Here is a 26,515-nt window from a genome sequence, read left to right as displayed (position 1 = left end):
TCATAATAATATTAAATTTTACAGCATAAATTCCATTAAAGGAAGGTGAGTTTATATTTTTTGAAGAAATATTGCAAGGGCAGTTTTATTTTGTGGTTAATTTTTTATAGAAGTGGGGATTTTCCTTCTGAAATGTCGTTAAATAATACAGCCTGGTGCATAATAAAAAGAGGAGAATTAAAAGTAATATTGAATAAGTTAAAATAGAATCATTAAATAGATCTTTTATTATAAATTTTAATTTTGAAAGGATGTTTACATATGAAACTATCTTATAAAGAGAGAATAAATAATGTGAAACCGGTAGTTGTAGTGAGTAGATGCTTAGGATTTGAAGCTTGCAGATATAATGGCCAGCTGGATGGTTGTAATTTAGTGGAAAAGCTAAAGAATTTTGTTGATTTTATAACTGTATGCCCAGAGGTGCAAATAGGACTCGAAATACCAAGAGAAGCTATAAGAGTAGTTAAAGAAAATGAGGATGCACCTGTAAAACTTATGCAACATGGCGGTGAAAGAGAATTTAGTACTGAAATGATGGAATTTGGAGAGAAGTTCCTTAAAGAGTTACCAAAAGTGGATGGATTTATACTAAAGAGTAAATCTCCTTCTTGTGGAATTAAAGAAGTGAAAATTTACAAAAGTATAGAAAAAGGTGCTACATCCGTTAAGGGCAGTGGATTATTTGGAGGACTTGTAATGGAAAAATTTGAAGGTTTGGCCATTGAGGATGATGGTCGGGTTAAAAATTACAATATAAGGCAACATTTTTTAACAAAATTATATATTATGAAAAATTTTAGAGTGATAAAAGAAAGTATGCGAGTAGAAGATTTAGTGGAGTTTCACAGCACTAACAAACTTCTTCTTATGTCATACAATCAAAAACAATTGAAAATATTAGGAAGTATTGTAGGAAGGCATGGCGAATTAAATGCTCAGCAGGTCTACGCGCAATACGAAGAAAATCTTATGCTGGCTTTAAACAAGTTACCAAGATATACTTCTAATATAAATGTACTAACAAAGTCTATGGGATATTTTTCGGAAAAGCTAACCCATAGAGAAAAAGAATTCATTTTAGATACAATAGAACAATATAGACAAAGTAAAGTACCTTTTAGTGTGCCACTTTATGTTATAAAATCAAATGCTATACGTTTTGAAGAAAAAAACCTTATTAATCAAAGTTTTTTTGAGCCTTATCCCCTAGAATTAGATAATGTTACTGATTCTGGCAAGGGTTTAGATAAATAAAATATATTATTTGAATAAATACCTCTTTGTATGGACATAATTCCAAATAAGGAGGGGTAATATGAAAAACAGAAAAATTTTATACGCAATGTTAACTACCCTGTTAGTTACTTTTGTTATTGCCAGCTACTCACTTGCTCAATATATTACTAACCATAAATTAGAGCTACAATCTTCTAGTAAAATTCCATATTTAAAACTTACTGCCAAAGGTGAGGATTCAATGCAAGCATCAGTGACTACTAATTTGCCTAAGGCCTTAGAAAATACGAAATTTGTTTTTAAAATTAAATATAAAGACTGTGAAGTAAGAAATATGGTATTAGAAAAACATTTTAATGGATCAACTCTATTAAATAGTAAAACACAGGCACAGCTTGATGAAATTTTTAAAAACCAAGGTTACACAGTTTCTAATATGAGTAACAGTGAAATCGTTTTTGTTAGTAAAAGTGATAGGTACAGTTATAGTGCAAATAGATATTTTTTAGGTGTATATGATAACCTTGTAACAATTTACAAAACAGATAATAAAGGCGATATAACGGCTCATAAAATATTTAATTCTAATGTATATGCAGAAGATGGTAACCAGAGGCAATATGATTTTGAAGCAAAAGACAGCGGAGAATTACAATATATAAAAATAAATGACTTAAAAGAAAAAGACGGATTGGTAGAAGATTTAATTTATGGTAGAAAATATAGTAAAGACATTGCTGGTCCCCAATCTATAGAAGTTGATCAGGAATACGAAAGTGGAGAATTCAAAACTCCTGAAAAAGCTTTTGATTATGCTAGGGGTTTATTAAAATCTTAATACCCTCATTGTAAAATAAAAAAACAAGCACTAGAGCCTTAAGAAAAATATATTTCTTAAGGTTTTTTTACTTATTTATAACATTTCTATTGTTAATTATTGAATTAATAGCGGTTAGGTGGTAAAGTATTATATAGTCGCTATTTTCTGGTGGAAATAGTAAATGTCAATTTTTATATCCCTTGAGAACGCTAGGAGGAATATTGTGTACGAATATATAAAAGGAATTTTTGTAGGTATTAATAAAGACTATATTGTAATAGATAATAATGGTATGGGGTACAAAATATATACCTCCGGCAGTACTATGGCAAAGATGCCTAAAACTAATGAAAGTGTGTTATTATATATAAAGCAAATTGTTAGAGAAGATTTTATTGGATTATACGGATTTTTAACAGTCGATGAGATTGAGATGTTTACCCTAGTAATTGGGGTCAATGGAGTTGGCGCAAAAGCTGGCTTATCACTACTTTCTATTTGTAATGTACAAAGTCTAAGATATGCTATTGTATCAGGAGACGAAAAAACTCTGCAAAGAGCCCCTGGCATAGGGAAGAAAATTGCGCAAAGGGTAATTCTAGAGCTTAGGGAAAAAATTCATATTGAGCAGTCTGAAGTTAACAATTTATCACAGGGATTAGGGAGTGATTTAGTTGAGGATAGAAAACTTATGGAGGTTTTAGGAGCCCTTATGTCACTTGGATATTCTGAAAAAGAAGCTGAAAAGGCATTAAAAGCTAGCGATAAGAAACTAACCCTTGAAAATATGATTAAAGATTGTTTGAAATATTTAATGAACTAAGGTGGGAGTATACTATGGATGATATAGAGGAAAGAATTATTACTTCTTCTATCATTGAAGAAGATATGGGGGCAGAATATTCCCTAAGACCACAAAGGCTTAGAGAGTATATTGGTCAACCAAAGATAAAAGAAAAGCTAAATATATTCATTAAAGCAGCTATTAGCAGAGAAGAAGCTCTTGATCATGTGCTTTTATATGGACCACCTGGACTTGGAAAGACAACCCTTGCCAATATTATTGCAAAGGAAATGAAGGGAAACTTAAAAATAACCTCAGGTCCCGCTATTGAAAGAGCAGGAGATTTGGCATCTATTTTAACTTCACTTAGTGATTATGATGTGCTTTTTATTGACGAGATACATAGGCTCAGTAGAAATATAGAAGAAATATTATATCCTGCTATGGAGGATTATGCACTAGATATTGTAATTGGAAAGGGAGCTTCAGCTAAATCTATAAGACTCGATTTACCAAAGTTTACACTCATTGGTGCAACCACTAGAATAGGACTACTAACAGCACCTCTTCGTGATAGATTTGGGGTACTAAGTGCTATGGAATATTATACGCAAGATGAGTTAAAAGAAATAGTAATTAGGTCTTCAGATATTTTAAAGGTAGAAATCACTGATGAGGCGGCTGTTGAAATTGCAAGACGTTCAAGGGGTACTCCTAGGATTGCTAATCGTTTGCTTAAGAGGGTTCGTGACTATTGTGACGTTAAGGGCAATGGAATTATTGATTTGAAAATAGCTAGGTTAGCATCAGAACTTCTTGAAATAGATGGTGAAGGCTTTGATAGAATAGATAACAAAATGCTAGCAGCTATTATAGATAATTTTAATGGTGGACCAGTAGGCATAGAGACACTATCTTATTTTATAGGTGAAGAAATAGGGACTCTGGAGGATGTCTATGAACCTTATTTAATTCAAAAGGGATTTATAATAAGAACGCCAAGGGGAAGGATAGCCTCTGAAAAGGCCTATGAACATTTAAATAAACCTTTGAAAAGGTCCAAGGTTCATAAAAACCTTAGACAATTTACAGTATTTGATGATAAAGACAACGAAATTTAAATTATTTTGCATAAAGAAAGGGTGTAGTTTTTTTGAAAGTAAAGGATTTTAATTTTGACTTACCACAGGAACTTATAGCGCAGCATCCACTCCAAAAAAGAGATGAGTCAAGACTTATGGTAATTAATAAAACTAGTAGCGAAATACAGCAAAAAAAATTCAAAGACATAATAGATTATTTAAACTCAGGGGATTGTTTAGTGCTAAATGATACTAGGGTTTTACCAGCAAGACTTCTTGGTGTAAAAGAAGGAACAGGCGGTAAAATGGAATTTCTTCTTCTAAAGAGAATAGATATTAATCACTGGGAGACCTTGGTAAAACCTGGGAAAAAAGCAAAAATTGGAACTAGATTTATCTTTGGTAATGGAGAATTAAAGGCAGAGGTTATAAGTATTTCTGAGGGTGGTAGTAGAATAGTAGAATTTGAATTTGAAGGAATCTTTGAAGAGGTTTTAGATAAACTTGGAGAGATGCCCCTACCACCATATATAACTGAAAAATTAGAAGATAAAGAACGATACCAGACTGTGTTTTCAAAACAAATAGGGTCAGCAGCAGCTCCTACTGCAGGGCTCCATTTTACAGAGGATTTGCTGTCTCAAATTAAAGCTAAGGGTGTAAAAATTGCCTTTGTAACATTGCATATAGGGCTAGGTACTTTTAGACCTGTAAAAGCTGAAACGGTTGAAGAACATGAAATGCATTCAGAATACTATGTTTTAAATAAACAGACAGCTGATGTAATTAATGAAACAAAAGAAAATGGTGGCAGAATAATTGCTGTAGGAACTACTTCTAATAGAACATTAGAAAGTATAGCAAATGAAAATGGCAGAGTAGAAGAAAAATCAGGTTGGACAGACATATTTATTTATCCAGGTTATAAATTCAAAATTGTTGATGCATTAATAACTAATTTTCATTTACCAGAATCTACACTAATAATGCTAGTTAGTGCTTTTGCAGGCCAAAATTTAGTTATGGGTGCTTATGATATGGCGGTAAAAGAAAAATATAGATTCTTCAGCTTTGGAGATGCAATGTTTTTATATTAGTGAATAATTAAGAACTAACTCTTAATTATTGTAAGGAAAGAAGGGTAAAAATGTATAAATTACTTAAGAAAAGTGGTAAAGTAAGACGTGGAGAATTTACAACTCCTCACGGCACAATTCAAACACCTGTTTTTATGAACGTAGGAACGCAAGGAGTTATTAAGGGTGCCGTTTCTAGCATGGATTTAAAAGAAATTAATTGCCAAGTTGAATTATCTAATACCTATCATTTGCACTTAAGACCGACAGACAAGGTTGTAAGGCAAATGGGAGGACTTCATAAATTCATGAATTGGGATAGACCTATTCTTACAGATTCAGGTGGATTTCAAGTATTTTCTCTTGCAGCCATGAGAAAGATTAAAGAAGAAGGGGTTTACTTTAATTCGCATATTGATGGAAAGAAAATATTTATGGGGCCAGAAGAAAGTATGCAAATACAAAGCAATTTAGGATCTACCATCGCTATGGCTTTTGATGAATGTATACCCAACCCATCTACCAAAGAATATGTAGTTGATTCAGTAGCAAGAACTACAAGGTGGCTAGAACGATGTAAAATTGAAATGGATAGACTGAATTCTCTTCCGGGCACTGTCAATAACAAACAAATGTTATTTGGAATAAATCAAGGGGGAACCGACGCGGATATCCGAATAGAACATGCTAAAACCATTACTAAGATGAACCTGGATGGCTATGCTATTGGTGGTCTTGCAGTGGGTGAATCTCATGAAGATATGTATAGAATTATTGATGCTGTTGTTCCATACTTGCCACAGGATAAACCAATATATCTTATGGGAGTAGGTTATCCAAGTAATATTTTAGAAGCTGTATCAAGAGGCGTAGATTTTTTTGATTGTGTTTTGCCTGCAAGAAATGGAAGGCATGGACATGTGTTTACAAGTGATGGTAAAATAAATATAATGAATGCTAAATTTGAGCTAGATGCAGATCCTATTGATGAAGGGTGTCAGTGCCCTGCTTGCAAGCATTATACAAGAGCCTACATAAGACACTTATTTAAGGCGAAAGAGATGTTAGCCATGAGACTTTGTGTACTTCATAATCTGTATTTTTATAATAAACTTATGGAAGACATACGATCTGCCATTGATAATGATTGTTTTGAAGAATTTAAGGCTGAAAAACTAGCTAAGTGGAATGAGAACGCATAATTAATTGCTATAATATGATCACCCTATACAAAGTAATAATAAGTAAAGTTATTAATTCTTAGTTATTAATTTTTATAGGGGAATTATTTTATTATAATTTAAAAAAATATTGAAAGGAGGGGAATATAAATGAATCAAATAGTATCTTTATTACCTATAATATTAATGCTAGTAGTGTTTTATTTAGTAGTATTTATACCAGAAAACAAAAGAAAGAAAAAATATGCCGCACTTCTAAATGATTTAAAATTAAATGATGAAGTAATGACTAAAGGTGGTATAATTGGGAAAATAGTTAATCTACAAGAAGAATTTGTTATATTGGAAAGTGGTCCAGATAGAACTAAGTTTAAATTGGCAAGAACCGGAATAGGTTCTGTTAGAAATTCAAGCAGTTCTGATGTAGTACTAGAGAAAAAGTAAATAATTAAGTAATAAAACCCCCTTTTAAATCATAATTAATACTATAGATTTCAACTAAATTTTTTTTATTGGAATCCACAAAAAGGGGGGGATTTACATGGAAAACAAAATAAAATTTTCTTGTGCTGCAGAAGGTGTATTTAGGGCTTCAATTTTAACCTTAATTGTATTAGTAGCTTATTCTATAATAACAAGCTATTTAACAGCTAGCATGAAGGTAACATCTGTCTTTTATATTGTAATAACATTAGTTAGTGTGCTTTATGGATCAGTATATGCTGCAAAAAAAGCAGGAGAAAAAGGTTGGCTAATGGGTATTATGGTGGCAGCTATTTACATGATAGTTTTATACCTAGTTAAAGTTGTTGGTGGTGGAAGTACTTCTATTAGTATGAGAGAAGTAGTAAGAATGGCTTTAGCCTTGGGTATAGGTACACTTGCTGGAATGCTTGGAATAAATCTATAGAAATACTTTATTTAGCCAAGATATTATGATATAATCATACCGAAACTTTATGAATGGAGGAATTGAAATGAAACATATAAAAACTATAAATAAAACAAGCATTAAAGAAAGTTTGAAAAAACCAGGATGCAAAGAATGTGCTAATTCATGCCAATCAGCATGTAAAACTTCTTGTACAGTAGCTAACTTAGCTTGTGAGAACTAATATTACTAATGTGGCAGTAACACTTAGAGTTACTGCTTTAAATTTGTTAGGAGGAAAATAACTTGTCACTAATTCATAAATATATACAAGACAGCGAGTATTATGTAATTGATGTAAATTCCGGAGCACTACATGTAGTTGATGAAATAGTTTATGATCTTTTGGATGATAATTCCCTAAGAGAAAAAGAAGAGTTATTAGAAAATTTTAAAAATAAATATACGGTAGCAGATATTGAAGAAGCTTATGGTGAAATTCTTAGCTTAATTGAGGAAGAAATGCTCTACACAAAAGACTTGTATAGAGAAATCGCTATGGGCATTGGAGAAACCGAATCTTATATAAAGGCACTGTGTCTTAATGTAATACATGATTGTAATTTGAGATGTAAATACTGTTTTGCTGATGAGGGTGAATATCATGGTGCTAGAAGCGTTATGTCCGCAGAAGTGGGAATGAAAGCAATAGATTTTGTTATAGAGAAATCAGGTCCAAGAAGAAACATTGAGGTGGATTTATTTGGTGGAGAGCCACTTATGGCTTTTGATACAATAAAAGAAATAGTGGAACATGCGAAAGTCCAAGAAAAACTTCATAATAAATCTATAAGATTTACTATGACAACTAACGCTACATTGCTCAATGACGAAATCATGAAATATATGGATGAAAATATGGGTAATATAGTACTTAGCATAGATGGTAGAAAATCTGTTAATGATAAGGTTAGAGTACGCGCAGATGGAACTGGTTCATATGATAGAATACTTCCTAAGATTAAAAAAATGGTTGATATGAGAGATAAGTCAAAAGCTTATTACGCTCGTGGAACTTTCACTAGAGAGAATACTGACTTTTTTGAAGATATAAAACATATGGCAGATTTAGGTTTTAAAGAAATATCAATAGAACCAGTAGTACTACCAAATGAACATGTGCTGTCGCTTAGAGAGGAAGATTTACCGGTTATTTTTGAGCAATATGATAAATTATATAAAGATATGCTTCAAAGACATAAAGACGGAAATGAGTTTAAATTTTATCATTTTAATATAGATCTTAAAGGTGGCCCTTGCGTTTATAAGAGAATCTCTGGATGTGGAGCAGGCCATGAATATATAGCTGTTACTCCGGATGGTGATATATACCCTTGTCATCAATTTGTTGGTAATAAAGATTTTCTAATGGGCGATATATATAATGGAATGCATAATAAAAAAATGGAACTAGAGTTTAAAGAAGCACACATTTACAATAAGCCTAAATGTACTGATTGTTGGGCTAAATTTTATTGTAGTGGCGGATGCCAAGCAAATAACTTCAATTTTAATGGAGATATGCACATTCCTTATGAAATCGGATGCAAGATGCAAAAGAAAAGGATAGAATGTGCTGTAGCATTAAAAGCGAAAACTATGGAAAAATAAATAAATTTACCTAATATTGACTAATTTTGTTAATCATAATATAATTGTATTTATGATTAAGCAACAGAGGGGGAAAAAGATGAAAAAGAAAAAAAGCACGATACTGTTTTTTACCAGTGTTTTAGTTGTTGGAATATTGGCATTTGCAGGTTTTAAAGGGTTTACAATAGGCGATTATAGATTTAAACCTTTTACCCAAACAATAAATAAAGGGTTAGATTTGCAAGGTGGAATTTCTGTCTTAGAAGAAGTTCAAGGTGGGAAGGTTGATGCAAAGACCTTAGATAGGACAATTGAGCTTATTTCTATGAGAGTCAATAAAATGGGAGTTAGTGAAACACTAGTTGCCAAAGAAGGTAATAATAGAATCAGAATTGAAATACCAGGAATATTCGATTCTAAAGTAGTCCTTGATACTGTTGCAAAGTCAGGAGAGCTTAAATTCGTTGGACCTGATAAAGTTACAATTCTTACTGGTAAGGATATAAAGGATGCTACTACAGGCTTTGGTGAAGGAAATAAACCTATTATAAATCTTGAACTTAATGAAGCAGGAAAGCAAAAATTTGCACAAGCTACGCAGAAGTTTTTAAAACAAAAAATTACTATTCTTATGGATAATGAGGTGTTAACTGATCCTACAGTGGAATCAGTTATTACGGATGGTAAGGCTCAAATTTCAGGAAGTAAAGATTTGGCAGAAGCTACAAGACAATCTCAAATCATTAAATCAGGAGCACTGCCTGTAACACTAAAAGCTGTTTCAGTTAATACAGTTGGAGCTACTTTAGGTAAAGATGCATTACCATTAAGTATGAAGGCTGGAGCTGTTGGAATATTATTTATATTGATATTTATGATGTTATATTATAGAGCACCTGGAATAATTTCAGATATATCACTAATTTTATATGTGGTTTTGGTTCTTGGCGCATTCTCAGCCATTAATGCTACTTTGACACTGGCAGGTATAGCAGGATTCCTGCTTACGGTTGGTATGGCAGTAGATGCTAATGTATTAATATTCGAAAGAATAAAAGAAGAACTTAGAACTGGAAGATCAATAAAATCTGCTGTAGATGCTGGTTTTCATAGAGCTTTGTCATCAATATTAGATTCAAACATTACAACTATAATTTCTGCTTTAGTTCTTTATACTGTTGGATCAGGCGCAGTTAAAGGCTTCGCACTAACACTTATGATTGGTATAATTATAAGCGTATTTACAGCACTTACTAGCACTAAATTCTTATTAAAATTAGCTGTCGAAATGGGACTATTAAGTAAAACATCTCATTTTGGCGTGAAGAGGGGGTAAGCATATGCTAAAAATAGTTGAAAAAACTAAATTATGGTTTGCTATGTCTCTATTCGTTATTATAATAGGAATGGGATTCATGGTAACAAAAGGACTAAACCTAGGTATAGATTTTAAAGGTGGTACAAAACTTGATATAAAGATGAATCAGGCTTTTGTAAAAGCAGATGTAGATAAAATAATAGATAAACATGCAAAAAATCAATATTTGTCAAAAACATTAGATGAAGGCAAAAATTTGGAAATAACCGTAAAGAGTGATGCGCTTACCGCTGATCAAACAGCAACCATGGTAAAAGAAATTAAGACTCAGTTTAAATCTAGTGAATTGCTTACAGAAAATACAATTGGTGCATCTGTTGGTACTGAATTAAAAACAAAGGCGATAACTGGTTTGATTATTGCTATAATTTGTATGCTGATATATATCGGTATAAGATTTGAATTTAAGTTTGGCGCTGCAGCAATAATTGCATTATTGCACGATATTCTAATTATGATTGGAGTATACGCAGTATTCCGAATACAAGTAAATGCAACTTTTATAGCAGCTATTCTTACTGTAGTTGGTTACTCTATTAATGATACTATAGTTATATTTGATAGAATAAGAGAAAATCAAAAAAATATGAGAAAATCTTCTATAGAAGAGATTACAAATACAAGTGTTACACAAACTATGGCAAGATCAATAAATACAGTTGCTACAACACTATTTACTATAATTGCAGTATATATATTTGTACCATCTATACAAGAACTTAGTTTCCCATTAATAATCGGTATACTAGTTGGATGCTATTCTTCAATCTTTATAGCGAGCCCAGTTTGGGTAATTCTTAAAAAAAGAAGTATTAAGGAAACTAAGAAAGCAAGAGCATAAGAGGCAATTGCTGGAGTTACACTTTTGCTCAAATAGTTAAAAATTAAAGACAGAGAAGTATGATGTATTAATTACTTCTTTGTCTTTTTTAATTTTGTTAAATAAGAAATTTAAAATTTATTTTATTTTTTTATTAACTTTGAGGAGTTTTTATAATGGATTATCTTAAAGACATGCAGGTGAATAATAATGACTTTATAGATTATAATATGTATAATCCATTTTTATTAAAAGGGATGGAGGCTGCATTATTTAGAATTGTCAAAGCTATAAATGAAAGAGAAAAAATAGTCCTTTATGGATTCTATGATGTAGATAGTATTACGGCAATTTCCTTATTGATGCTCGTGCTTAAGTTTCTAAATGCTGATGTTGAGTATTTTATACCGGGTGAATGTAGTGAAAGTCGTGATTTATGTGAAAGTGATATTACTAGTCATATAAAATATTTAGGTCCAGGACTTATAATAACCGTAGGCTGTGGCATAAATTCTTTCAGTGAAATAGAATTATGCAAATACATGGGGATTGATGTTATAATCACAGATTTTCATGAGCCCATTAATATAGCTCCAGACACCATTGTTGTGAATCCAAAACAGAAGGGTTGTGATTATCCTTTCAAGGGGTTATGTGCCTGCGGAGTAGCCTTTAAAATAGCACAAGCAATATCATCCTACTACAAGATGAAATCCATAAACAAATATATGGATTTGGTAATGATAGGTACTATTTCTAGTAAAACAAAGCTTGACAGTGAGAATAGAATATTTACGCAAGAAGGCATAAAGCAATTAAAAAGCACAAATAATTATGGGTTTTGTGCACTACTAAAAACTCATAATATTCTTGTTATTAATGAAGATACAGTATCAAAATTAGCATTAACAGTAATGCCTACCATTAATGCCGTTGGAAGAATGGATAATGCTAAGATTGTTGTTGAGTTATTTATTACCTCAGATAGCAATAGAGCGCTACAGATATCAAAGTACTTAGATAAGGAATTAAAACATAGTCTCATAGGTAGGTGAGATACTACATAATCTTTGTGTTGCATAAATAGCTCATTATAATATATAATAGGCAGTATAATATATTATAATGAGCACTATTGATGAAAAAAATAGTCGGATTTTAGTACAGGTGTACATGTTGACTTTATTTTTTTGGGGGGGAATTATCATGGATTTAAAAAATAGTATTAGAATAATAGAGGATTTTCCGAAAAAAGGTATCAGCTTTAAAGATATAACTACCTTACTACAAGATCACAATGCCCTTAAATACACTATAGATGAAATGGTAGTATATTTAAAAGATAAAAAAATAGATGTTATAGTAGGACCAGAGGCAAGAGGGTTTTTATTTGGTGTACCAGTTGCCTATGCCCTTGGAGCAGGATTTGTACCAGTTAGAAAACCTTGCAAATTACCTTATGACACTATAGAAATTGAGTACGATCTTGAATATGGCTCAGATAAACTTGAAATTCATGCAGATGCCATAAAACCTGGACAAAAGGTAGCTATAGTGGACGATTTACTTGCTACTGGTGGAACAGTTGCAGCAGTAACAAAACTTATAGAGCAAATGGGTGGAGAAGTTGTTTCTTTAAACTTTGTAATTGAGTTAACAGACCTTAATGGAAAAGACAAATTACAAGGTTATGATATAATGTCGCTTGTAAAGTACGATATTTAATTCTTATTTAATTTATGTAGTAAATTAAAATTGCATAATTCTACATAATATTATATAATATTAGTAAAAAGTATCGGCTGGTTAATTAAACCAGCCTTTGATTTTAGGAGTGTATAAGCATGTTGGAAAAACTATTATATAAGATTGAAAATAATTGTAATATTCTAGATAAAGAGCTTATTGTTAAGGCCTTTAATTTTTCTTATGCTGCGCATAAAGAGCAAAAGAGAGAATCAGGAGAGCCTTATATTGTGCATCCATTGGAGGTAGCCTGTATTTTGGCAGAAATGGGGCTTGATACTAGCACTATTGTTGCGGGCTTACTTCATGATGTAATTGAAGACACCGTATATACTTATGAAGATATAACTAGGGAATTTAATATAGAAGTAGCAAATTTAGTTGAGGGTGTAACAAAGCTTGGTCTCATAAAATATAAAACTAAGGAAGAAGAACAAGCTGATAATATTCGCAAGATGCTACTCGCTATGGCAAAGGATATTAGAGTTATCCTTATTAAGCTTGCAGATAGACTTCATAATATGCGTACGCTAAAATATATGCCTGTTGCAAATCAAAAGTTAAAGGCAAAAGAAGTTTTGGATATTTATGCTCCACTAGCCCATAGACTTGGAATGTCTAAAATAAAATGGGAACTAGAAGACTTATCACTTAGATATTTAAACCCAAATGAATATTATAATTTAGTACGGAAAATTGCAGAAAAAAGAGTTGAGCGGGAAGAAAATATCAGCAACATAATAACAGAGTTAAAATTCAACTTAAATATTGTAGGAATAGATGCTGATATTGATGGAAGGCCAAAACATTTTTATAGTATTTACAGGAAAATGGTTGAAAAAAACAAAACTTTAGATCAGGTTTTCGATTTGACTGCAGTTAGAATTTTAGTTAATGATATTGGAAATTGCTATGCAGCTCTAGGAATAGTGCATACAGTTTATAAACCAATTCCTGGAAGATTTAAAGATTATATTGCAATGCCTAAACCCAACATGTATCAATCTCTTCATTCAACAGTAATTGGACCACAGGGTAAACCTTTTGAAATCCAAATTAGAACCTATGAGATGCATAAAACTGCAGAATATGGTATTGCTGCTCATTGGAAATATAAAGAGGGCACAGAGGATGAAGATAATACAGAAGGAAATAATGAGGAAATTTTCGATTCTAAACTTTCATGGTTAAAAGATATTCTCGAATGGCAAGGGGAAACCTTTGACGCAGAAGAGTTTATGGAAGGGTTTAAAATTGATTTGTTTTCTGACGAAGTTTTTGTGTTTTCGCCAAAGGGAGAGGTTATTAATTTACCACTTGATGCAACACCAATTGATTTTGCATACAGAATTCATACAGATATAGGTCATAGGTGCATGGGTGCAAAGGTTAATGGGAGAATGGTACCACTAGAATATCATCTAAAAACTGGAGAAATAGTTGAAATTGTAACTTCACCTGCACCTAAGGGCCCTAATATTGATTGGCTCAATATTACAAAGAGTAATCAAGCTAAAAGTAAAATTAAAGCTTGGTTTAAAAAGGCTAAAAGAGAAGAGAGCATTGAAAAGGGTAAAGAAGTATTAGAAAAAGAATCAAAAAGGCAAGGACATAATTTTGGAGAAATTGCTAAGGGTGAAGCCATAGAAAAAATATACAAGAAATATAATTTTAAAGCTATTGATGATTTATTTGCTTATGTTGGAGTAGGGGATATTATGCCTTCCACTGTAGTTAATAGATTGAGAGAGGTTTTTGAAAATAAAAATAAAACGGAAAATTTGACAATAGAAGACATTGAACAAAAGATAACCAAGACTTCGGCTAAAGATGAGAAAAAGAAATTGGATTTTCAAGGGTTAATAGTCAAAGGTGAGGGCAATGTACTTGTAAGGTTTGCTAAGTGCTGTAATCCAGTTCCAGGAGATGAAATAATAGGTTATATAACTAAGGGACGAGGAGTTTCGGTTCATAGATGTGACTGTAAAAATGTTGAAGCCTTAATGAAAAATGAAATTAATAAAGTTGTTGAAGTAAGCTGGGGCGCTTCTGAGGGAAAAGGCTATATTACTGAAATTGAAATTAAAGCAGATGATAGGTATGGTTTATTGTCCGACATAATGGAAGTAATAACAGTAACAAAAACTCAGTTATATTCAATTAACGCAAAAACACTAAAAAATAATGTGGCTTTAATAAATATAAAATTAAGAGTTTCTGATACAGAGCATTTGAAGGAATTGCAAAAGAAAATCACTAAATTATCTGGGGTAATAGAAGTATACAGAATTAAAAACTAAAGGATATTTTTTCTATTTAGGAGATGAATATTTATGAGAGCAGTAGTGCAAAGAGTAAAGTCATCAAAGGTTGAAGTAGATGGTAAATTACGGAGTGAAATAGGGTTTGGTTTAAATGTTCTACTAGGTATTAGCGAGGAAGATACGGAAGACGATGTAAAATACCTAGTAGATAAGATATTAAATCTTAGGATTTTTGAAGAAGATGAAAAAATGAATAAGTCATTAATAGACGTAGAGGGAGAAATGCTTGTGGTTTCTCAATTTACGCTATATGGGGATTGTAGAAAAGGCAGAAGACCGAATTTCATGAGAGCACTTGGTGGAGATGGAGCGAAAATACTATATTTAGAATTTGTTAAACAGTGCAAGGCAGTATTAGGTGATGTTAAAACCGGAGATTTTGGAGAAGATATGCAGGTTTTTATACAAAATGATGGACCAGTAACTTTACTTATAGAGAGCAAGAAAGAGTTCTAGGAGGTATAAAATGGAAATTAAACGACTTATTACAGGAATATATGGATCAAATTGCTATATTGTAATGGATGAGACTACAAAAGAAGCTGTAGTACTAGATCCTGGTGGAGACGTGGATGATATTACTCGTGCTATAGATATTATGGGTGCGAAAGTTACGTATATACTTTTGACTCATGGGCATTTAGATCATACCACTGGTGTGGCGCAGTTAAAAGCCATCACAAATGCAACAGTATGTATAAGCAAAGCAGATGATGATTTAATAACAAAGGGCGAGTATTTATTTGGTCCTCTTATTGAAGGTGGTGCAGATAAGTTATTAAAGCAGTGGGATGTAATAAAAATTTCTAACTTAGAGTTCACTTGTTTAGACACACCAGGTCATACACCTGGTGGTATGTGCTTTAAAGTTGAAAACTGTGTTTTCACTGGAGATACTCTTTTTGCAGGTTCCATTGGAAGAACAGATTTTGCAGGAGGAGATTTTAATACTATAATTATGAGTATAAAATTAAAACTTTTGTGCCTTCCTGAATCCACCATAGTGTATCCTGGTCATGGACCAAGTAGCACAATAAACAATGAAAAATTAAGCAACCCTTTTTTACAAGATTAATATAGAGCATTATAGGACTAAGAATTTTTTAAACTATGGTTCGTAAGGAGTTAAAATGATTAAGGTAAAATTAAATAATGCAGAATTTAATTATGATGTATATCAAATGATAAATTTATTTTTTTTATTCGCTGATATTAAATTTGTAGAAGAAAATTATGATTTTAATATTGAAGTAAAGGAAGATATAGTAACAATAAAAAAAGGCTCTGAAAGTTTTGAATACAAAGTTGATAATTCCTATAAACTAAAGGATGAAGTAAAAAAAGCTGTTTTTTTATATTTTTCAAAGAGCACAGAAAATCAGCTACCTTGGGGTACCTTAATAGGAATTAGGCCTTCTAAAAAAGCTCTTGAACTATTACAAGAGGGATATTCGGAGGAAGCTATCATAGCACAGTTCAAAGAAAAACATGTTGCAAGAGAAGATAAAGCACAACTTTGTATTGATGTTGCAAAGTTTGAGAGAAATATTGTTAATAAAAACAGGGACAATATAAGTGTTTATATTGGCATGCCCTTTTGTCCTACACGTTGTCTATACTGTTCTTTTGCTTCAAATCCTATAGAAAGTTGCAAAGACATAGTACAGCCTTATCTTGAGGCACTGTCTCATGAGATTAAAGAGATAAGTAATTACATCAAAGAAAAGAAGCTAAATATTGAATGTGTTTATTTTGGAGGTGGTACCCCCACTTCTGTAAATGATGAGCAATTTGAATATATAATGAAATGTATTTATGAAGCTTTTACTCAGAATAACAATGTACGTGAATTTACTGTAGAATGCGGAAGGCCCGACAGTATAACTTTTAATAAGTTAACTACTATGAAAAAGTATGGAGTGCATAGAATAAGTATTAATCCTCAAACTATGAATGATGATACCTTGAAATTAATTGGTAGAAGTCATTCCGTAGATAGCGTTACTCAAAAGTTTGATATGGCAAGGCAATTAGGGTTTGATAATATAAATATGGACTTAATAGTAGGACTTCCTGGGGAGAAGATTTCACATATAATAAAAACTTGTGATAAAATATTTGAAATTAAACCTGATAGTATTACAATTCATGGCTTGTCTATAAAAAGAGCTTCTAAGCTCCATGAAAAGATGCTTAATAACTATAGGTTTGTAATTCCTGGTCAAGAAGAATTAAATCAAATGTATGAGAAGACGGTAGAATTATCTAAAAAACTTAATATGAAACCTTATTATATGTATAGGCAGAAAAATATGGTGGGTAATATGGAAAATATTGGATATAAAACACCGGGTAAAGAAGGAATATATAATATTCAAATGATTGAAGAAAAGCAGACAGTTATAGCACTTGGTGCAGATGCTGTTTGTAAAGTTGTTTTTTTAGAAGAAAACAGGCATGAAAGGTTTGCAAATATTAAGGATGTTCGCGAGTACATAAAAAGGATAGATGAGATGATAGAAAAGAAAATTGATTTACTGGAAACTTTGTATAATTAAAAATTGAAAGTTTGTTTATAGTTGAAAATGGAAAATTAAAACTTTCAACTTTTCATTCTCAATTTTCAACGGAGTAAGAGGAGGCATAAAATGGATATTCAAGCACCTAAGGGTACTAAAGATATACTACCTGAAAATATTTATAAATGGCAGTATGTAGAGAATTTATTCAGAAAATTATGTTCTGTATATGGTTGTCGCGAAATTAGAACACCTATGTTTGAACATACTGAATTGTTTAAAAGAGGCGTAGGAGAAACTACAGATGTGGTTCAAAAGGAAATGTATACTTTCGAAGATAAGGGTGGACGCAGTATTACACTAAAACCAGAGGGAACAGCACCTGCAGTAAGAGCATTTATAGAAAATGGTCTATTTAATGAGGTGCAACCTACAAAATTATATTATTTTACTCCTTGTTTCAGATATGAGAAAATGCAAAAGGGAAGATTTAGAGAGCATCATCAGTTTGGGGTTGAAGTTTGCGGATCGGTGGAAGCCTCCATTGATGCTGAGGTAATTAGCCTTGTTATGAGAGTATATAAAGAGCTTGGAATAGAAGGTGTTCAATTAAAAATCAACAGTATGGGATGTCCGAGTTGTAGAAAAAAATATAATGAAGCATTAAAAGAATTTTTAGGGAATAAATATGAAGAGCTTTGTGAAACTTGCAAAAGCAGATTCGAAAAAAATCCACTAAGAATTTTAGATTGTAAAGTTAATAGTTGTAAGGGAATAGTTAGTGGGGCCCCAATTATATCCGATTACATTTGCTACGAATGTTCTACTCATTTTGAAAGTTTAAAAAATTACCTAGGAGTTATGGATATACACTTTGATGTGGATCCACTTATAGTAAGAGGACTTGATTATTACACCAAAACTGTATTTGAAGTACTTGACAAAAATGGTCTTGCACTTTGCGGTGGTGGAAGATATGATAATTTAATTAAACAAATAGGTGGACCAGATGTTCCAGCTATGGGTTTTGGTATGGGAATCGAAAGACTACTAATGTCACTTGAAGAAAATAATATAGAGATTCCAAGTGAAAAATACATGGAGCTTTATGTTGGTTCTATGAATGAAGCATCTAAATGTGAAGCAATTAAAATTGTGAATTCTCTTCGCGAAAAGGGAATAAAATGTGAATGCGACCATATGGACAAAAGTGTAAAAGCTCAAATGAAATATGCAAATAAGATTGAGGCCTACTATACAATTATTTTAGGTGAAGATGAAATTAAAACAAGAATTGCTAAAATAAAAAGAATGTCTGACAGGCAGCAGTTTGAAATTAAATTAGATATGTTACAAGAAATTATTGATATAGTAAAAGCATAAATTACAACCCTTAAACTAAGGTTAAGGTTGACATTAAAGAGAGGAAGGGAACAAAATGGCAGAAGCATTAAACGGCTTAAAAAGAACAAATATGTGTGGCGATCTTCGTGAAACACATATATCAAATAAAGTAACAGTAATGGGTTGGGTTGGAACAAAAAGAAACTTAGGAGGACTTGTTTTTATCGATTTAAGAGATAGAACAGGACTATTACAGGTAGTATTTGGAGAAGAAATAAACAAAGAAGCTTTTGAAAAGGCGGATTTAGTGAAACCAGAGTACTGTATTGCTATAACTGGAGAAATAATTAAAAGACAATCTCCCAATGATAATATGCCAACAGGGCAAGTAGAGCTTAAAGGAGAAAGTATAAAGATATTGTCTGAATCAGAAACTCCACCTATATATATAAAAGAAGATTTAGATGCCTCAGAAAATATACGTCTAAAATATAGGTATCTTGATTTAAGAAGACCAGATATGCAAAAAATCCTTATGATACGCCATAAAACAGCTAAGGTAATTCGTGACTTTTTAGACGAAAATGGTTTTTTAGAAATAGAAACACCTATGCTTACAAAAAGTACTCCAGAAGGTGCTCGTGATTATTTAGTTCCAAGTAGGAATTACCCAGGAAACTTTTATGCACTTCCACAATCACCACAATTGTTCAAACAATTATTAATGGTGTCTGGATATGATAAGTATTTTCAAATTGCAAGATGTTTTAGAGATGAGGATTTAAGATCAAATAGGCAACCTGAATTTACACAAGTAGATATAGAGATGTCATTTGTGGAAGAGGAAGATGTTATAGCTGTAAATGAAGCACTAATTAAAAAAGTATTTAAAGAAGTAGTAAATGAAGATGTTATCCTTCCTATGAAAAGAATAACATACAAAGAGGCTATGGATAAATATGGTTCAGATAAACCTGATTTAAGATTTGGAATGGAAATAGTGGATATTAGTGAAGAAGTACGTGAATGTGAATTTGTAGTATTTAAAAATGCCATAGATAATGGTGGGTCAGTAAGAGCTATAAAAGTTGCGAATTCTGCAGATATGGGAAGAAAAAAACTAGACAAATTAGGTGAGTTTGTTAAAACTTACAAAGCAAAAGGGCTTGCCTATATTGCGTATAAAGAGGATGAGATTAAATCCCCTATAGCTAAGTTCTTAAGTGAGACGCAAATGCAAGCTATATTAAATAAGGTAGAAGCAAAGACTGGAGATTTAGTACTTATTGTTGCGGATAAAGATAGCATAGTATTACAATCATTAGGTGCATTAAGATTACAGTTAGCTAAAGAACTAGAAATATTAAAAGATAATGTGGAATTTAATTTTGTATGGGTTACAGAATTTCCACTGGTAGATTATAACGAAGAAGAAAATAGATATGTAGCAGCTCATCATCCGTTTACAATGCCAATGGATGAAGATTTACAGTATTTAGAGTCAGAGCCAGGTAGAGTTAGGGCCAAAGCTTATGATATGGTATTAAATGGTGAAGAATTAGGTGGAGGAAGTATAAGAATACATGATTCTAGCCTACAAGAAACTATGTTTAAAGTTTTAGGATTTACTCAGGAAAAAGCATGGGAAAGATTTGGATTCTTACTAGAAGCGTTTAAATTTGGACCACCACCACATGGCGGACTTGCTTTTGGACTAGATAGAGTAGTAATGTTCTTAGCCGGAACAGAAAATATTAAAGATGTAATAGCTTTCCCTAAAAATCAAAATGCTTTCTGTCCAATGACCCAGGCACCAAATATGGTTGATGACAAGCAACTTGAGGAATTAGGTATCACAAAAGCAGAGATAAAGAAGTAATATACCAATAGAATATAGTTAAGTAAAAACAGCATAATATTCTTATATTATGCTGTTTTTACGTTTATAATTTTAAAATTTATGTATTAATTCCATTGCTTACCTCTTGATTTGTAATAATTCTGATGCTATAATTATAAATAGTACCTATACCGGGTATGATGATAGAACTAAAATTTATAATTAACCATGGACAGTGGTTCACTATATTATATATAGGAGTGATAAAATGACAAAGGAAAAAGATAAAGCAATGAATGATGAGCTAGTGAGAGATATTCAAGTGAGACTAAGGAAAATTGAAGGACAGGTTAAGGGTATAGAAAAGATGGTGACAAGTGAAGTTTGCTGCAAGAATATATTGGTTCAAGTTGCGGCTGCTCGCGCTGCTATGAGTAAGGTCGGTGGTTTAGTTTTAGAGAGATATACAAAAAACTGTCTTTTACACGACGATGACCCAATTGAAGAAGAAAAAATTCAGGAGTTAGTTTCAACATTTCTTATGTTTTTAAAATAAAAAATAAAGAAGTAAAATTTGTTAACAAATTTCACTTCTTTATTTTTTTGAAAATTGTACTTATGGAGGATACAAAAACTATTCCAATTGCAATGGCACCTGCACTAAACAAAGTTACTACACCTTTGGATAGAGAAGCATCAAAATTCCCCTTTACTGCTTCAAGAGTTGCATAATACATTCCACCACCTGGAACAAGAGGTATAATTGCACAAATTATAAATAGGGTCACAGGACTTTTATAAATCCTTGCCATTATTTCTGAGTAAACACTACCTATCAGGGAGGCTAGAAACAATGAAAAAACTAATGAGGGTTGTAGTCTTGCGGAAAGAAGATAAGTAAACCAGCTAAGACCTCCTCCAATTGATGCTATAATTAGGTTTTTACCTCTGATATTAAATAGTACTCCAAAACCAAGAGAACTTAAAAAAGCATAAAATGAATTAAGAATCATATTAAACCACCTCCAAATAACAATACCCATATTTTGAAAATTATACTTGTGCCTGCAGATATGGCGATAGCTACGAATAGCGCTTCTATTGACCGTGATACGCCAGAAACTAAATCACCAGCAATAGTATCTCGTATTGCATTTGTTATAGAAATACCAGGTACGAGTATCATTATAGACCCTATTATTATAGTATCCATATTACCAACTATTCCTAAAGCTGCAGCTATAAGGGCTACGGTTGCAGCTAAGGCACCACCAAGCATATTTTTCAGAAAACCATTTACCTCTAATTTATCTAAATATCCACCTGAATAATTTATAAGAGCTCCAATTATAAAGGATACAAAAAAATCTTTATAATTTCCGCCAAAAAGCAAGGTGAAAAATCCCGAAGAGCCAGCAGCAAAAAATGTTGTGGTCTTATAAGAATAGGGTGGTATATTATTAATATATTCAATTTCTTTTTTCATTTTATATGTGGATATGGGCTTTGTAACTATTTTTCTAGACAGATTATTGATCATCTCAACCTTACGAAGATTAACCGTTCTATTATTTATTCTTCTAACTAATGAAATGGTTTTATTTTCACTGTTAGTTATAGAAACCATAATGCCCGTGGGAGTAACAAAACTTTCAGTGTGTGGTATGCCATAGGACTTACATATCATACTAATTGTTTGCTCAACTCTATAAGTTTCTCCACCATTTTCGAGTATAATTTTACCAGCGTCAGTGGCTACATGAATAATATCATCAATATGCATTGTATCTCCTTTCAGTATAAAATTAATTTTAGATTTTATAGCTATTATAAATCGTAAATATAAAATTATGTTTATTATATTATAATAAATTCGCACTATCATTATATACCATAAATCTAATAAAATATTATTTTTTCGAAAATTGAATTATTTGTTATTGTTTGTAGTGCAAAATAGCATACAAACCTGTAGTAATATGCTAGAAAGTGTTTTAAAATCTCATAATAAGGGTATTTCCCAAATAATTCAGAACATTTCGGGAAAATTTTCATCTTTAGGTTGATTAATAGGTTATTAAATTTTATAATAGGGGTATAATATTATTTTCAAAAATTTATTTAATTTCAAAATTAGAAACCAAAATAATAATTTAATTTAAAAGATGAGAGGAAGGGTACTTATATGATGGAATATTTAAAAAACAGTGATTTAAAAGTTTACGAAATTATTCAAGAGGAGGATGCAAGACAAGAGGATCATATAGAACTAATTGCTTCTGAAAATTTTGTTAGCAAAGCTGTAATGGAAGCAAATGGGTCTATATTAACTAATAAATATGCAGAAGGCTATCCTGCTAAAAGATATTATGGTGGTTGCGAGGTAGTGGATAAAGTAGAAGATTTAGCACGGGATAGAATGAAAGAACTTTTTGGTGCAGAGCATGCTAATGTTCAACCTCACTCAGGTTCACAAGCTAATATGGCCGTATACTTTTCTGTACTAAAACCAGGAGATACAGTACTTGGTATGAATTTAAGTCATGGTGGACATTTAACTCATGGGAGTAAAGTAAACTTTTCAGGAATTTTATATAACTTCATTCCTTATGGAGTTAATCTAGAAACAGAGACTATAGATTATGCGCAAGTGCTAGCACTTGCTAAAGAACATAATCCTAAGATGATAGTTATTGGAGCTTCTGCTTACCCAAGAGCTATAGATTTTGCAGCCTTTAGGGAAATATGCGATGAAGTTGGAGCTTATATGTTTGTAGATATGGCTCATATAGCAGGGCTTGTAGCAACAGGAGCACATCAGTCTCCAGTGCCTTATGCTGATTTTGTTACAACTACTACTCATAAAACATTAAGAGGACCTAGGGGTGGAGCAATCTTATGTAAAGAAAAATATGCAAAACAAATAGACAAGTCTATTTTCCCAGGTATGCAAGGTGGACCATTAATGCAGACTATAGCTGCTAAAGCTGTTTGTTTTGGAGAAGCTCTTAGACCAGAATTCAAAGTTTACATTGACCAAGTAGTTAAAAATGCAAAAGTACTAGGTGAAGAGCTTTTAAAATATGGTTTTAAATTAGTATCAGGCGGTACAGATAACCATCTTTTACTTATAGAATTAACAAATAAAAATATAACTGGCAAAGAAGCAGAAAAGCTATTAGACCTTGTGGGTATTACTGTAAATAAAAATACTGTACCAAATGAAACATTAAGCCCATTTGTTACAAGTGGTATAAGAATTGGAACACCTGCTGTAACTACAAGAGGATTTAAGGAATCAGAAATGAAAATAATAGCGGAACTTATGAATGAAACTATAGAAAATAGAGAAGGTAATTTAGAAGAGATTAGAGAAAAAGTAGTTCAATTATGTAGTAAGTTTCCTTTATATTAGTGCAATTGGGTAGCAAATAAAACATGATTTTATAGTATAGTCAATGGCATCTGCTTAGGAGTAGGTGCTTTTGTTTATTTATTATAAAATAATTTAAGGTCTTTAAAGTGTTAGATTTAATTAATTTGATATATAATGATATTATATTTTTGTATATAAGGGAGAAACTCATGAAAAAGATAAAATCCATTTTTATTATTTCTATAGGCATCGCCTTAGCATCTCAAGTTAATATAAATTTTTTTGTGCCAGGATTTATAATAACCTTGTCAGTTGTAATATTGCCTGTTTTCATTTATTTTTATAAGGAATTTAATGCAATGGAAATTATATTTGCAACTGGTATAATTTCTCCCCTTTATAGAGGAATATTCGTATACGTTGGGACTAATAATTTACATACTACCCTTGGATTTATAGGCGCTGATATTTTGTTTTATTTTAGCTATGGAATATTATTTTACTTATTCTATTTGAGGAAACTAAAAACGAATTTAACAGATTTATTTTTTTCGGTATTTTTCTGTGATTTTATTTCAAACATTATAGAAATTAACATAATGCTTTGTTTCAAGGGGTATAGCTATATATTGTTCCAAGATTTAGCAATTATAGCCTTTATAAGAACTGCAATAGCAATATCTATAATATTACTACTGAAATATTACAAATTCTTACTGATAAAGGATGAGCATGAAGAAAGATATAGAAAATTAATTTTAATGACTTCAAGTGTAAAAAGTGAAATTTATTTTATGAACAAAAATAATTCGGATATTGAAGATGTTATGAAAAAAGCCTATTCTCTTTATAAAGTTATATCGCAGCAAAACTATCCCTTAGATTTAAAAAACATTTCTCTTGATATAGCAAAAGATGTACATGAAATAAAAAAGGATTATATCAGTGTTATAAAAGGATTAGAAGAAATGGTTGGAGAAAAAACGGATAAGGTGAAAATGAATATTAGAGATATGGCAAATATTATTGAGATGGATGTAAAGGAGCATATAAAAAGAAATAAATCTAATGCAAGTTTAAACTTCGAAATAATAGATAATTTTAATGTGAAGGAACATTTTTATTTGGTTTCCGTATTGAGAAACCTTATTTACAATAGCATAGAAGCTATGGAAGAAATGAAAAATGGGAATATAAATATTTATATTAGAAAGAGCCAAGGGTACTATATTTTTCTTATATCCGATAGTGGCAAAGGTATAAAAGATAAAGATATTGAATATATTTTCAATCCTGGATTTTCAACAAAATTTAATGCGGAGACTGGTGACATTTGCCGTGGTATAGGACTTGCCCATGTAAAAAGCATTGTTAATGATATTTTTTCAGGTACTATAGAAGTTCATTCAAAAGTGGGTAAAGGAACGGAATTTACCATAAAAATAAAGGAAGATATAATGGAAGGAGAAGCTATATGAGATACTATATTGCTGATGATGACATAAGCATGGTAAGAATACTCACTAATATAATAGAAGAAGACAATTCATTTGAAGTTATAGGGTGCTCAAATAATGGCGAAACTGCTTATAACGAAATACTTTTATTAAGCCCTGATATTGTACTTGTAGATTTTCTCATGCCTAAAATGGATGGAAATACTCTTGTACAGCAGCTTAAAATATTGAAACCTGATATTTGTTTTATTATGATATCTCAGGTTTTAGATAGTGAGCTTATCGCAGATTCATATAAATCAGGAATAGAATTTTTTATAAATAAACCCATTAATAAAATTGAAGTAGAAAAAGTGATTTCAAAAGTTGCAGAAAAAATTGAAATGAAAATGATGTTGTCTAATATAAAGAAAATGTTAAAGAGCTCGGAACAGCCCAATGTGGATATAAAGGATAGCCTAAAGGAAGTAAAACACATTTTAAGTATTCTTGGAATGCTCGGTGAAAAAGGAACAACAGATATAATCAAAATATGTACACTCATAATTGAAACAAAAAAATCCTTTTCCGAATCTAATTTAGAGGAACTGTTTACTTGCTTTGGAGACACTCCAGAAATTGTAAAACAAAGGATTCGAAGGTCCATTAAGAATGGACTAGAGAATATGGCAAACTTAGGAATTGAAGACTATATGAATGAAACTTTTAATACTTATGCAAATGTACTTTTCGATTTTTCCAGCGTGAAAGCTGAGATGGATTATATAAAAGGAAAAAAAAATACTGGAGGCAAAATTTCTATAAATAAATTTTTTGAAGGACTTCTACTATATTGTGAAATAGGCTGAAAAATAGTAGTATTAACAATAAGATATATTCAGAATTCTGAATATTTTTTTGATTTAAATTGAGTATTTTTGAAATGATCATATTATAATGGAGGAAAAATAAATAGAAAACGATTATTTATTTGATTTGGAAAGTGATTAAAAAAATTTAAGGATG

At 31.5% G+C, this 26,515-nt stretch carries 26 protein-coding genes; 24 read left to right on the top strand and 2 right to left on the bottom strand.

Annotated features, from left to right (window positions below; all coding sequences use genetic code 11):
• Nucleotides 1–261: 261 nt before the first annotated feature.
• The 21 genes from G9F71_RS15375 (at nucleotide 262) to G9F71_RS15275 (ending at nucleotide 21,233) form a co-directional block, all read left to right on the top strand.
• Entirely contained in the window at nucleotides 262–1,257 is a 996-nt protein-coding gene (locus G9F71_RS15375) for a YbgA family protein (RefSeq protein WP_164950237.1), read from the top strand.
• A gap of 61 nt (nucleotides 1,258–1,318) precedes the next feature.
• On the top strand, nucleotides 1,319–2,077 hold the full coding sequence (locus tag G9F71_RS15370) for a hypothetical protein (RefSeq protein ID WP_164950238.1): 759 nt from the start codon (nucleotides 1,319–1,321) through the stop codon (nucleotides 2,075–2,077).
• Between the two features lie 205 nt (nucleotides 2,078–2,282).
• Nucleotides 2,283–2,882, top strand: coding sequence for a Holliday junction branch migration protein RuvA (gene ruvA, locus G9F71_RS15365; protein ID WP_124999227.1), 600 nt, complete (start codon nucleotides 2,283–2,285; stop codon nucleotides 2,880–2,882).
• Nucleotides 2,883–2,905: 23 nt separating this feature from the next.
• Nucleotides 2,906–3,964: a Holliday junction branch migration DNA helicase RuvB gene (gene ruvB / locus G9F71_RS15360; protein ID WP_187353487.1), complete on the top strand. Its 1,059-nt coding sequence runs from the start codon at nucleotides 2,906–2,908 to the stop codon at nucleotides 3,962–3,964.
• Nucleotides 3,965–3,996: 32 nt separating this feature from the next.
• On the top strand, nucleotides 3,997–5,022 hold the full coding sequence (gene queA / locus G9F71_RS15355; protein WP_164950240.1) for a tRNA preQ1(34) S-adenosylmethionine ribosyltransferase-isomerase QueA: 1,026 nt from the start codon (nucleotides 3,997–3,999) through the stop codon (nucleotides 5,020–5,022).
• Between the two features lie 50 nt (nucleotides 5,023–5,072).
• The gene (gene tgt, locus G9F71_RS15350; RefSeq protein ID WP_164950241.1) at nucleotides 5,073–6,203 is read left to right on the top strand and encodes a tRNA guanosine(34) transglycosylase Tgt; all 1,131 of its coding nucleotides are present in this window, start codon (nucleotides 5,073–5,075) and stop codon (nucleotides 6,201–6,203) included.
• 129 nt (nucleotides 6,204–6,332) lie between these two features.
• Nucleotides 6,333–6,626: a preprotein translocase subunit YajC gene (yajC, locus tag G9F71_RS15345; protein ID WP_164950242.1), complete on the top strand. Its 294-nt coding sequence runs from the start codon at nucleotides 6,333–6,335 to the stop codon at nucleotides 6,624–6,626.
• Nucleotides 6,627–6,723: 97 nt separating this feature from the next.
• A complete protein-coding gene (locus tag G9F71_RS15340; protein WP_164950243.1) occupies nucleotides 6,724–7,092 on the top strand; it encodes a TIGR04086 family membrane protein in 369 nt (122 codons plus the stop codon).
• Between the two features lie 67 nt (nucleotides 7,093–7,159).
• Nucleotides 7,160–7,297, top strand: coding sequence for a six-cysteine ranthipeptide SCIFF (gene scfA, locus G9F71_RS15335; RefSeq protein ID WP_124999239.1), 138 nt, complete (start codon nucleotides 7,160–7,162; stop codon nucleotides 7,295–7,297).
• Between the two features lie 62 nt (nucleotides 7,298–7,359).
• A complete protein-coding gene (gene scfB, locus G9F71_RS15330; RefSeq protein ID WP_164950244.1) occupies nucleotides 7,360–8,724 on the top strand; it encodes a thioether cross-link-forming SCIFF peptide maturase in 1,365 nt (454 codons plus the stop codon).
• 79 nt (nucleotides 8,725–8,803) lie between these two features.
• Complete coding sequence (gene secD, locus G9F71_RS15325) at nucleotides 8,804–10,042, top strand: protein translocase subunit SecD (RefSeq protein WP_164950245.1); 1,239 nt, start codon at nucleotides 8,804–8,806, stop codon at nucleotides 10,040–10,042.
• A gap of 4 nt (nucleotides 10,043–10,046) precedes the next feature.
• On the top strand, nucleotides 10,047–10,925 hold the full coding sequence (gene secF, locus G9F71_RS15320) for a protein translocase subunit SecF (RefSeq protein WP_164950246.1): 879 nt from the start codon (nucleotides 10,047–10,049) through the stop codon (nucleotides 10,923–10,925).
• Nucleotides 10,926–11,080: 155 nt separating this feature from the next.
• Entirely contained in the window at nucleotides 11,081–11,959 is an 879-nt protein-coding gene (locus G9F71_RS15315; RefSeq protein ID WP_164950247.1) for a DHH family phosphoesterase, read from the top strand.
• Nucleotides 11,960–12,110: 151 nt separating this feature from the next.
• The gene (locus tag G9F71_RS15310; protein ID WP_164950248.1) at nucleotides 12,111–12,629 is read left to right on the top strand and encodes an adenine phosphoribosyltransferase; all 519 of its coding nucleotides are present in this window, start codon (nucleotides 12,111–12,113) and stop codon (nucleotides 12,627–12,629) included.
• 119 nt (nucleotides 12,630–12,748) lie between these two features.
• Nucleotides 12,749–14,950 carry a RelA/SpoT family protein gene (locus G9F71_RS15305; RefSeq protein ID WP_164950249.1) on the top strand — a complete coding sequence of 734 codons (2,202 nt, stop codon included), beginning with the start codon at nucleotides 12,749–12,751 and terminating at the stop codon, nucleotides 14,948–14,950.
• 33 nt (nucleotides 14,951–14,983) lie between these two features.
• Nucleotides 14,984–15,430, top strand: coding sequence for a D-aminoacyl-tRNA deacylase (dtd, locus tag G9F71_RS15300; protein ID WP_164943879.1), 447 nt, complete (start codon nucleotides 14,984–14,986; stop codon nucleotides 15,428–15,430).
• Between the two features lie 10 nt (nucleotides 15,431–15,440).
• On the top strand, nucleotides 15,441–16,049 hold the full coding sequence (locus G9F71_RS15295) for an MBL fold metallo-hydrolase (RefSeq protein WP_164943878.1): 609 nt from the start codon (nucleotides 15,441–15,443) through the stop codon (nucleotides 16,047–16,049).
• Nucleotides 16,050–16,104: 55 nt separating this feature from the next.
• The gene (locus G9F71_RS15290; protein ID WP_164950250.1) at nucleotides 16,105–17,532 is read left to right on the top strand and encodes a coproporphyrinogen III oxidase; all 1,428 of its coding nucleotides are present in this window, start codon (nucleotides 16,105–16,107) and stop codon (nucleotides 17,530–17,532) included.
• A gap of 90 nt (nucleotides 17,533–17,622) precedes the next feature.
• A complete protein-coding gene (gene hisS, locus G9F71_RS15285) occupies nucleotides 17,623–18,876 on the top strand; it encodes a histidine--tRNA ligase (RefSeq protein WP_164950251.1) in 1,254 nt (417 codons plus the stop codon).
• A 55-nt stretch (nucleotides 18,877–18,931) separates the two neighbouring features.
• On the top strand, nucleotides 18,932–20,716 hold the full coding sequence (gene aspS, locus G9F71_RS15280) for an aspartate--tRNA ligase (RefSeq protein ID WP_164950252.1): 1,785 nt from the start codon (nucleotides 18,932–18,934) through the stop codon (nucleotides 20,714–20,716).
• A gap of 229 nt (nucleotides 20,717–20,945) precedes the next feature.
• Nucleotides 20,946–21,233, top strand: a complete 288-nt coding sequence (locus tag G9F71_RS15275; protein WP_224617608.1) for a metal-sensitive transcriptional regulator — start codon at nucleotides 20,946–20,948, stop codon at nucleotides 21,231–21,233.
• 31 nt (nucleotides 21,234–21,264) lie between these two features.
• On the opposite strand, the gene G9F71_RS15270 is transcribed toward G9F71_RS15275, so the two are convergent.
• Together G9F71_RS15270 and G9F71_RS15265 are read right to left on the bottom strand one after the other, a co-directional pair.
• Nucleotides 21,265–21,690, bottom strand: a complete 426-nt coding sequence (locus tag G9F71_RS15270) for a threonine/serine exporter family protein (protein ID WP_124999263.1) — start codon at nucleotides 21,688–21,690, stop codon at nucleotides 21,265–21,267.
• Nucleotides 21,687–22,460, bottom strand: coding sequence for a threonine/serine exporter ThrE family protein (locus G9F71_RS15265; RefSeq protein WP_164950253.1), 774 nt, complete (start codon nucleotides 22,458–22,460; stop codon nucleotides 21,687–21,689). The genes G9F71_RS15270 and G9F71_RS15265 overlap by 4 nt, the downstream gene beginning before the upstream one ends.
• 405 nt (nucleotides 22,461–22,865) lie before the next feature.
• Between G9F71_RS15265 and glyA the strand changes: the two genes are divergently transcribed.
• The 3 genes from glyA (at nucleotide 22,866) to G9F71_RS15250 (ending at nucleotide 26,358) form a co-directional block, all read left to right on the top strand.
• Nucleotides 22,866–24,092, top strand: a complete 1,227-nt coding sequence (gene glyA / locus G9F71_RS15260; RefSeq protein WP_164950284.1) for a serine hydroxymethyltransferase — start codon at nucleotides 22,866–22,868, stop codon at nucleotides 24,090–24,092.
• 170 nt (nucleotides 24,093–24,262) lie between these two features.
• The gene (locus G9F71_RS15255; protein WP_164950254.1) at nucleotides 24,263–25,531 is read left to right on the top strand and encodes an ATP-binding protein; all 1,269 of its coding nucleotides are present in this window, start codon (nucleotides 24,263–24,265) and stop codon (nucleotides 25,529–25,531) included.
• The gene (locus G9F71_RS15250; protein WP_124999269.1) at nucleotides 25,528–26,358 is read left to right on the top strand and encodes a DNA-binding domain-containing protein; all 831 of its coding nucleotides are present in this window, start codon (nucleotides 25,528–25,530) and stop codon (nucleotides 26,356–26,358) included. Before G9F71_RS15255 ends, G9F71_RS15250 begins: the two co-directional genes overlap by 4 nt.
• Nucleotides 26,359–26,515: the final 157 nt, after the last annotated feature.

It is taken from the genome of Clostridium sp. FP2 (genome assembly GCF_011065955.2).
Taxonomy (GTDB): domain Bacteria; phylum Bacillota; class Clostridia; order Clostridiales; family Clostridiaceae; genus Clostridium_AD; species Clostridium_AD tagluense.
The sequence above is the reverse complement of the archived record's forward strand: the minus strand, read 5'-3'. Positions and strand labels throughout refer to the sequence as shown.

Bases quoted from the DNA above. Each gene is read 5' to 3' on its own strand.
- G9F71_RS15375 (WP_164950237.1), top strand. From the start codon at position 262: ATGAAACTATCTTATAAAGAGAGAATAAATAATGTGAAACCGGTAGTT.
- G9F71_RS15370 (WP_164950238.1), top strand. From the start codon at position 1,319: ATGAAAAACAGAAAAATTTTATACGCAATGTTAACTACCCTGTTAGTT.
- tgt (WP_164950241.1), top strand. From the start codon at position 5,073: ATGTATAAATTACTTAAGAAAAGTGGTAAAGTAAGACGTGGAGAATTT.
- yajC (WP_164950242.1), top strand. From the start codon at position 6,333: ATGAATCAAATAGTATCTTTATTACCTATAATATTAATGCTAGTAGTG.
- G9F71_RS15340 (WP_164950243.1), top strand. From the start codon at position 6,724: ATGGAAAACAAAATAAAATTTTCTTGTGCTGCAGAAGGTGTATTTAGG.
- scfA (WP_124999239.1), top strand. From the start codon at position 7,160: ATGAAACATATAAAAACTATAAATAAAACAAGCATTAAAGAAAGTTTG.
- secD (WP_164950245.1), top strand. From the start codon at position 8,804: ATGAAAAAGAAAAAAAGCACGATACTGTTTTTTACCAGTGTTTTAGTT.
- secF (WP_164950246.1), top strand. From the start codon at position 10,047: ATGCTAAAAATAGTTGAAAAAACTAAATTATGGTTTGCTATGTCTCTA.
- G9F71_RS15315 (WP_164950247.1), top strand. From the start codon at position 11,081: ATGGATTATCTTAAAGACATGCAGGTGAATAATAATGACTTTATAGAT.
- G9F71_RS15310 (WP_164950248.1), top strand. From the start codon at position 12,111: ATGGATTTAAAAAATAGTATTAGAATAATAGAGGATTTTCCGAAAAAA.
- G9F71_RS15305 (WP_164950249.1), top strand. From the start codon at position 12,749: ATGTTGGAAAAACTATTATATAAGATTGAAAATAATTGTAATATTCTA.
- dtd (WP_164943879.1), top strand. From the start codon at position 14,984: ATGAGAGCAGTAGTGCAAAGAGTAAAGTCATCAAAGGTTGAAGTAGAT.
- G9F71_RS15295 (WP_164943878.1), top strand. From the start codon at position 15,441: ATGGAAATTAAACGACTTATTACAGGAATATATGGATCAAATTGCTAT.
- G9F71_RS15290 (WP_164950250.1), top strand. From the start codon at position 16,105: ATGATTAAGGTAAAATTAAATAATGCAGAATTTAATTATGATGTATAT.
- hisS (WP_164950251.1), top strand. From the start codon at position 17,623: ATGGATATTCAAGCACCTAAGGGTACTAAAGATATACTACCTGAAAAT.
- aspS (WP_164950252.1), top strand. From the start codon at position 18,932: ATGGCAGAAGCATTAAACGGCTTAAAAAGAACAAATATGTGTGGCGAT.
- G9F71_RS15275 (WP_224617608.1), top strand. From the start codon at position 20,946: ATGACAAAGGAAAAAGATAAAGCAATGAATGATGAGCTAGTGAGAGAT.
- G9F71_RS15270 (WP_124999263.1), bottom strand. From the start codon at position 21,690: ATGATTCTTAATTCATTTTATGCTTTTTTAAGTTCTCTTGGTTTTGGA.
- G9F71_RS15265 (WP_164950253.1), bottom strand. From the start codon at position 22,460: ATGCATATTGATGATATTATTCATGTAGCCACTGACGCTGGTAAAATT.
- glyA (WP_164950284.1), top strand. From the start codon at position 22,866: ATGGAATATTTAAAAAACAGTGATTTAAAAGTTTACGAAATTATTCAA.
- G9F71_RS15255 (WP_164950254.1), top strand. From the start codon at position 24,263: ATGAAAAAGATAAAATCCATTTTTATTATTTCTATAGGCATCGCCTTA.
- G9F71_RS15250 (WP_124999269.1), top strand. From the start codon at position 25,528: ATGAGATACTATATTGCTGATGATGACATAAGCATGGTAAGAATACTC.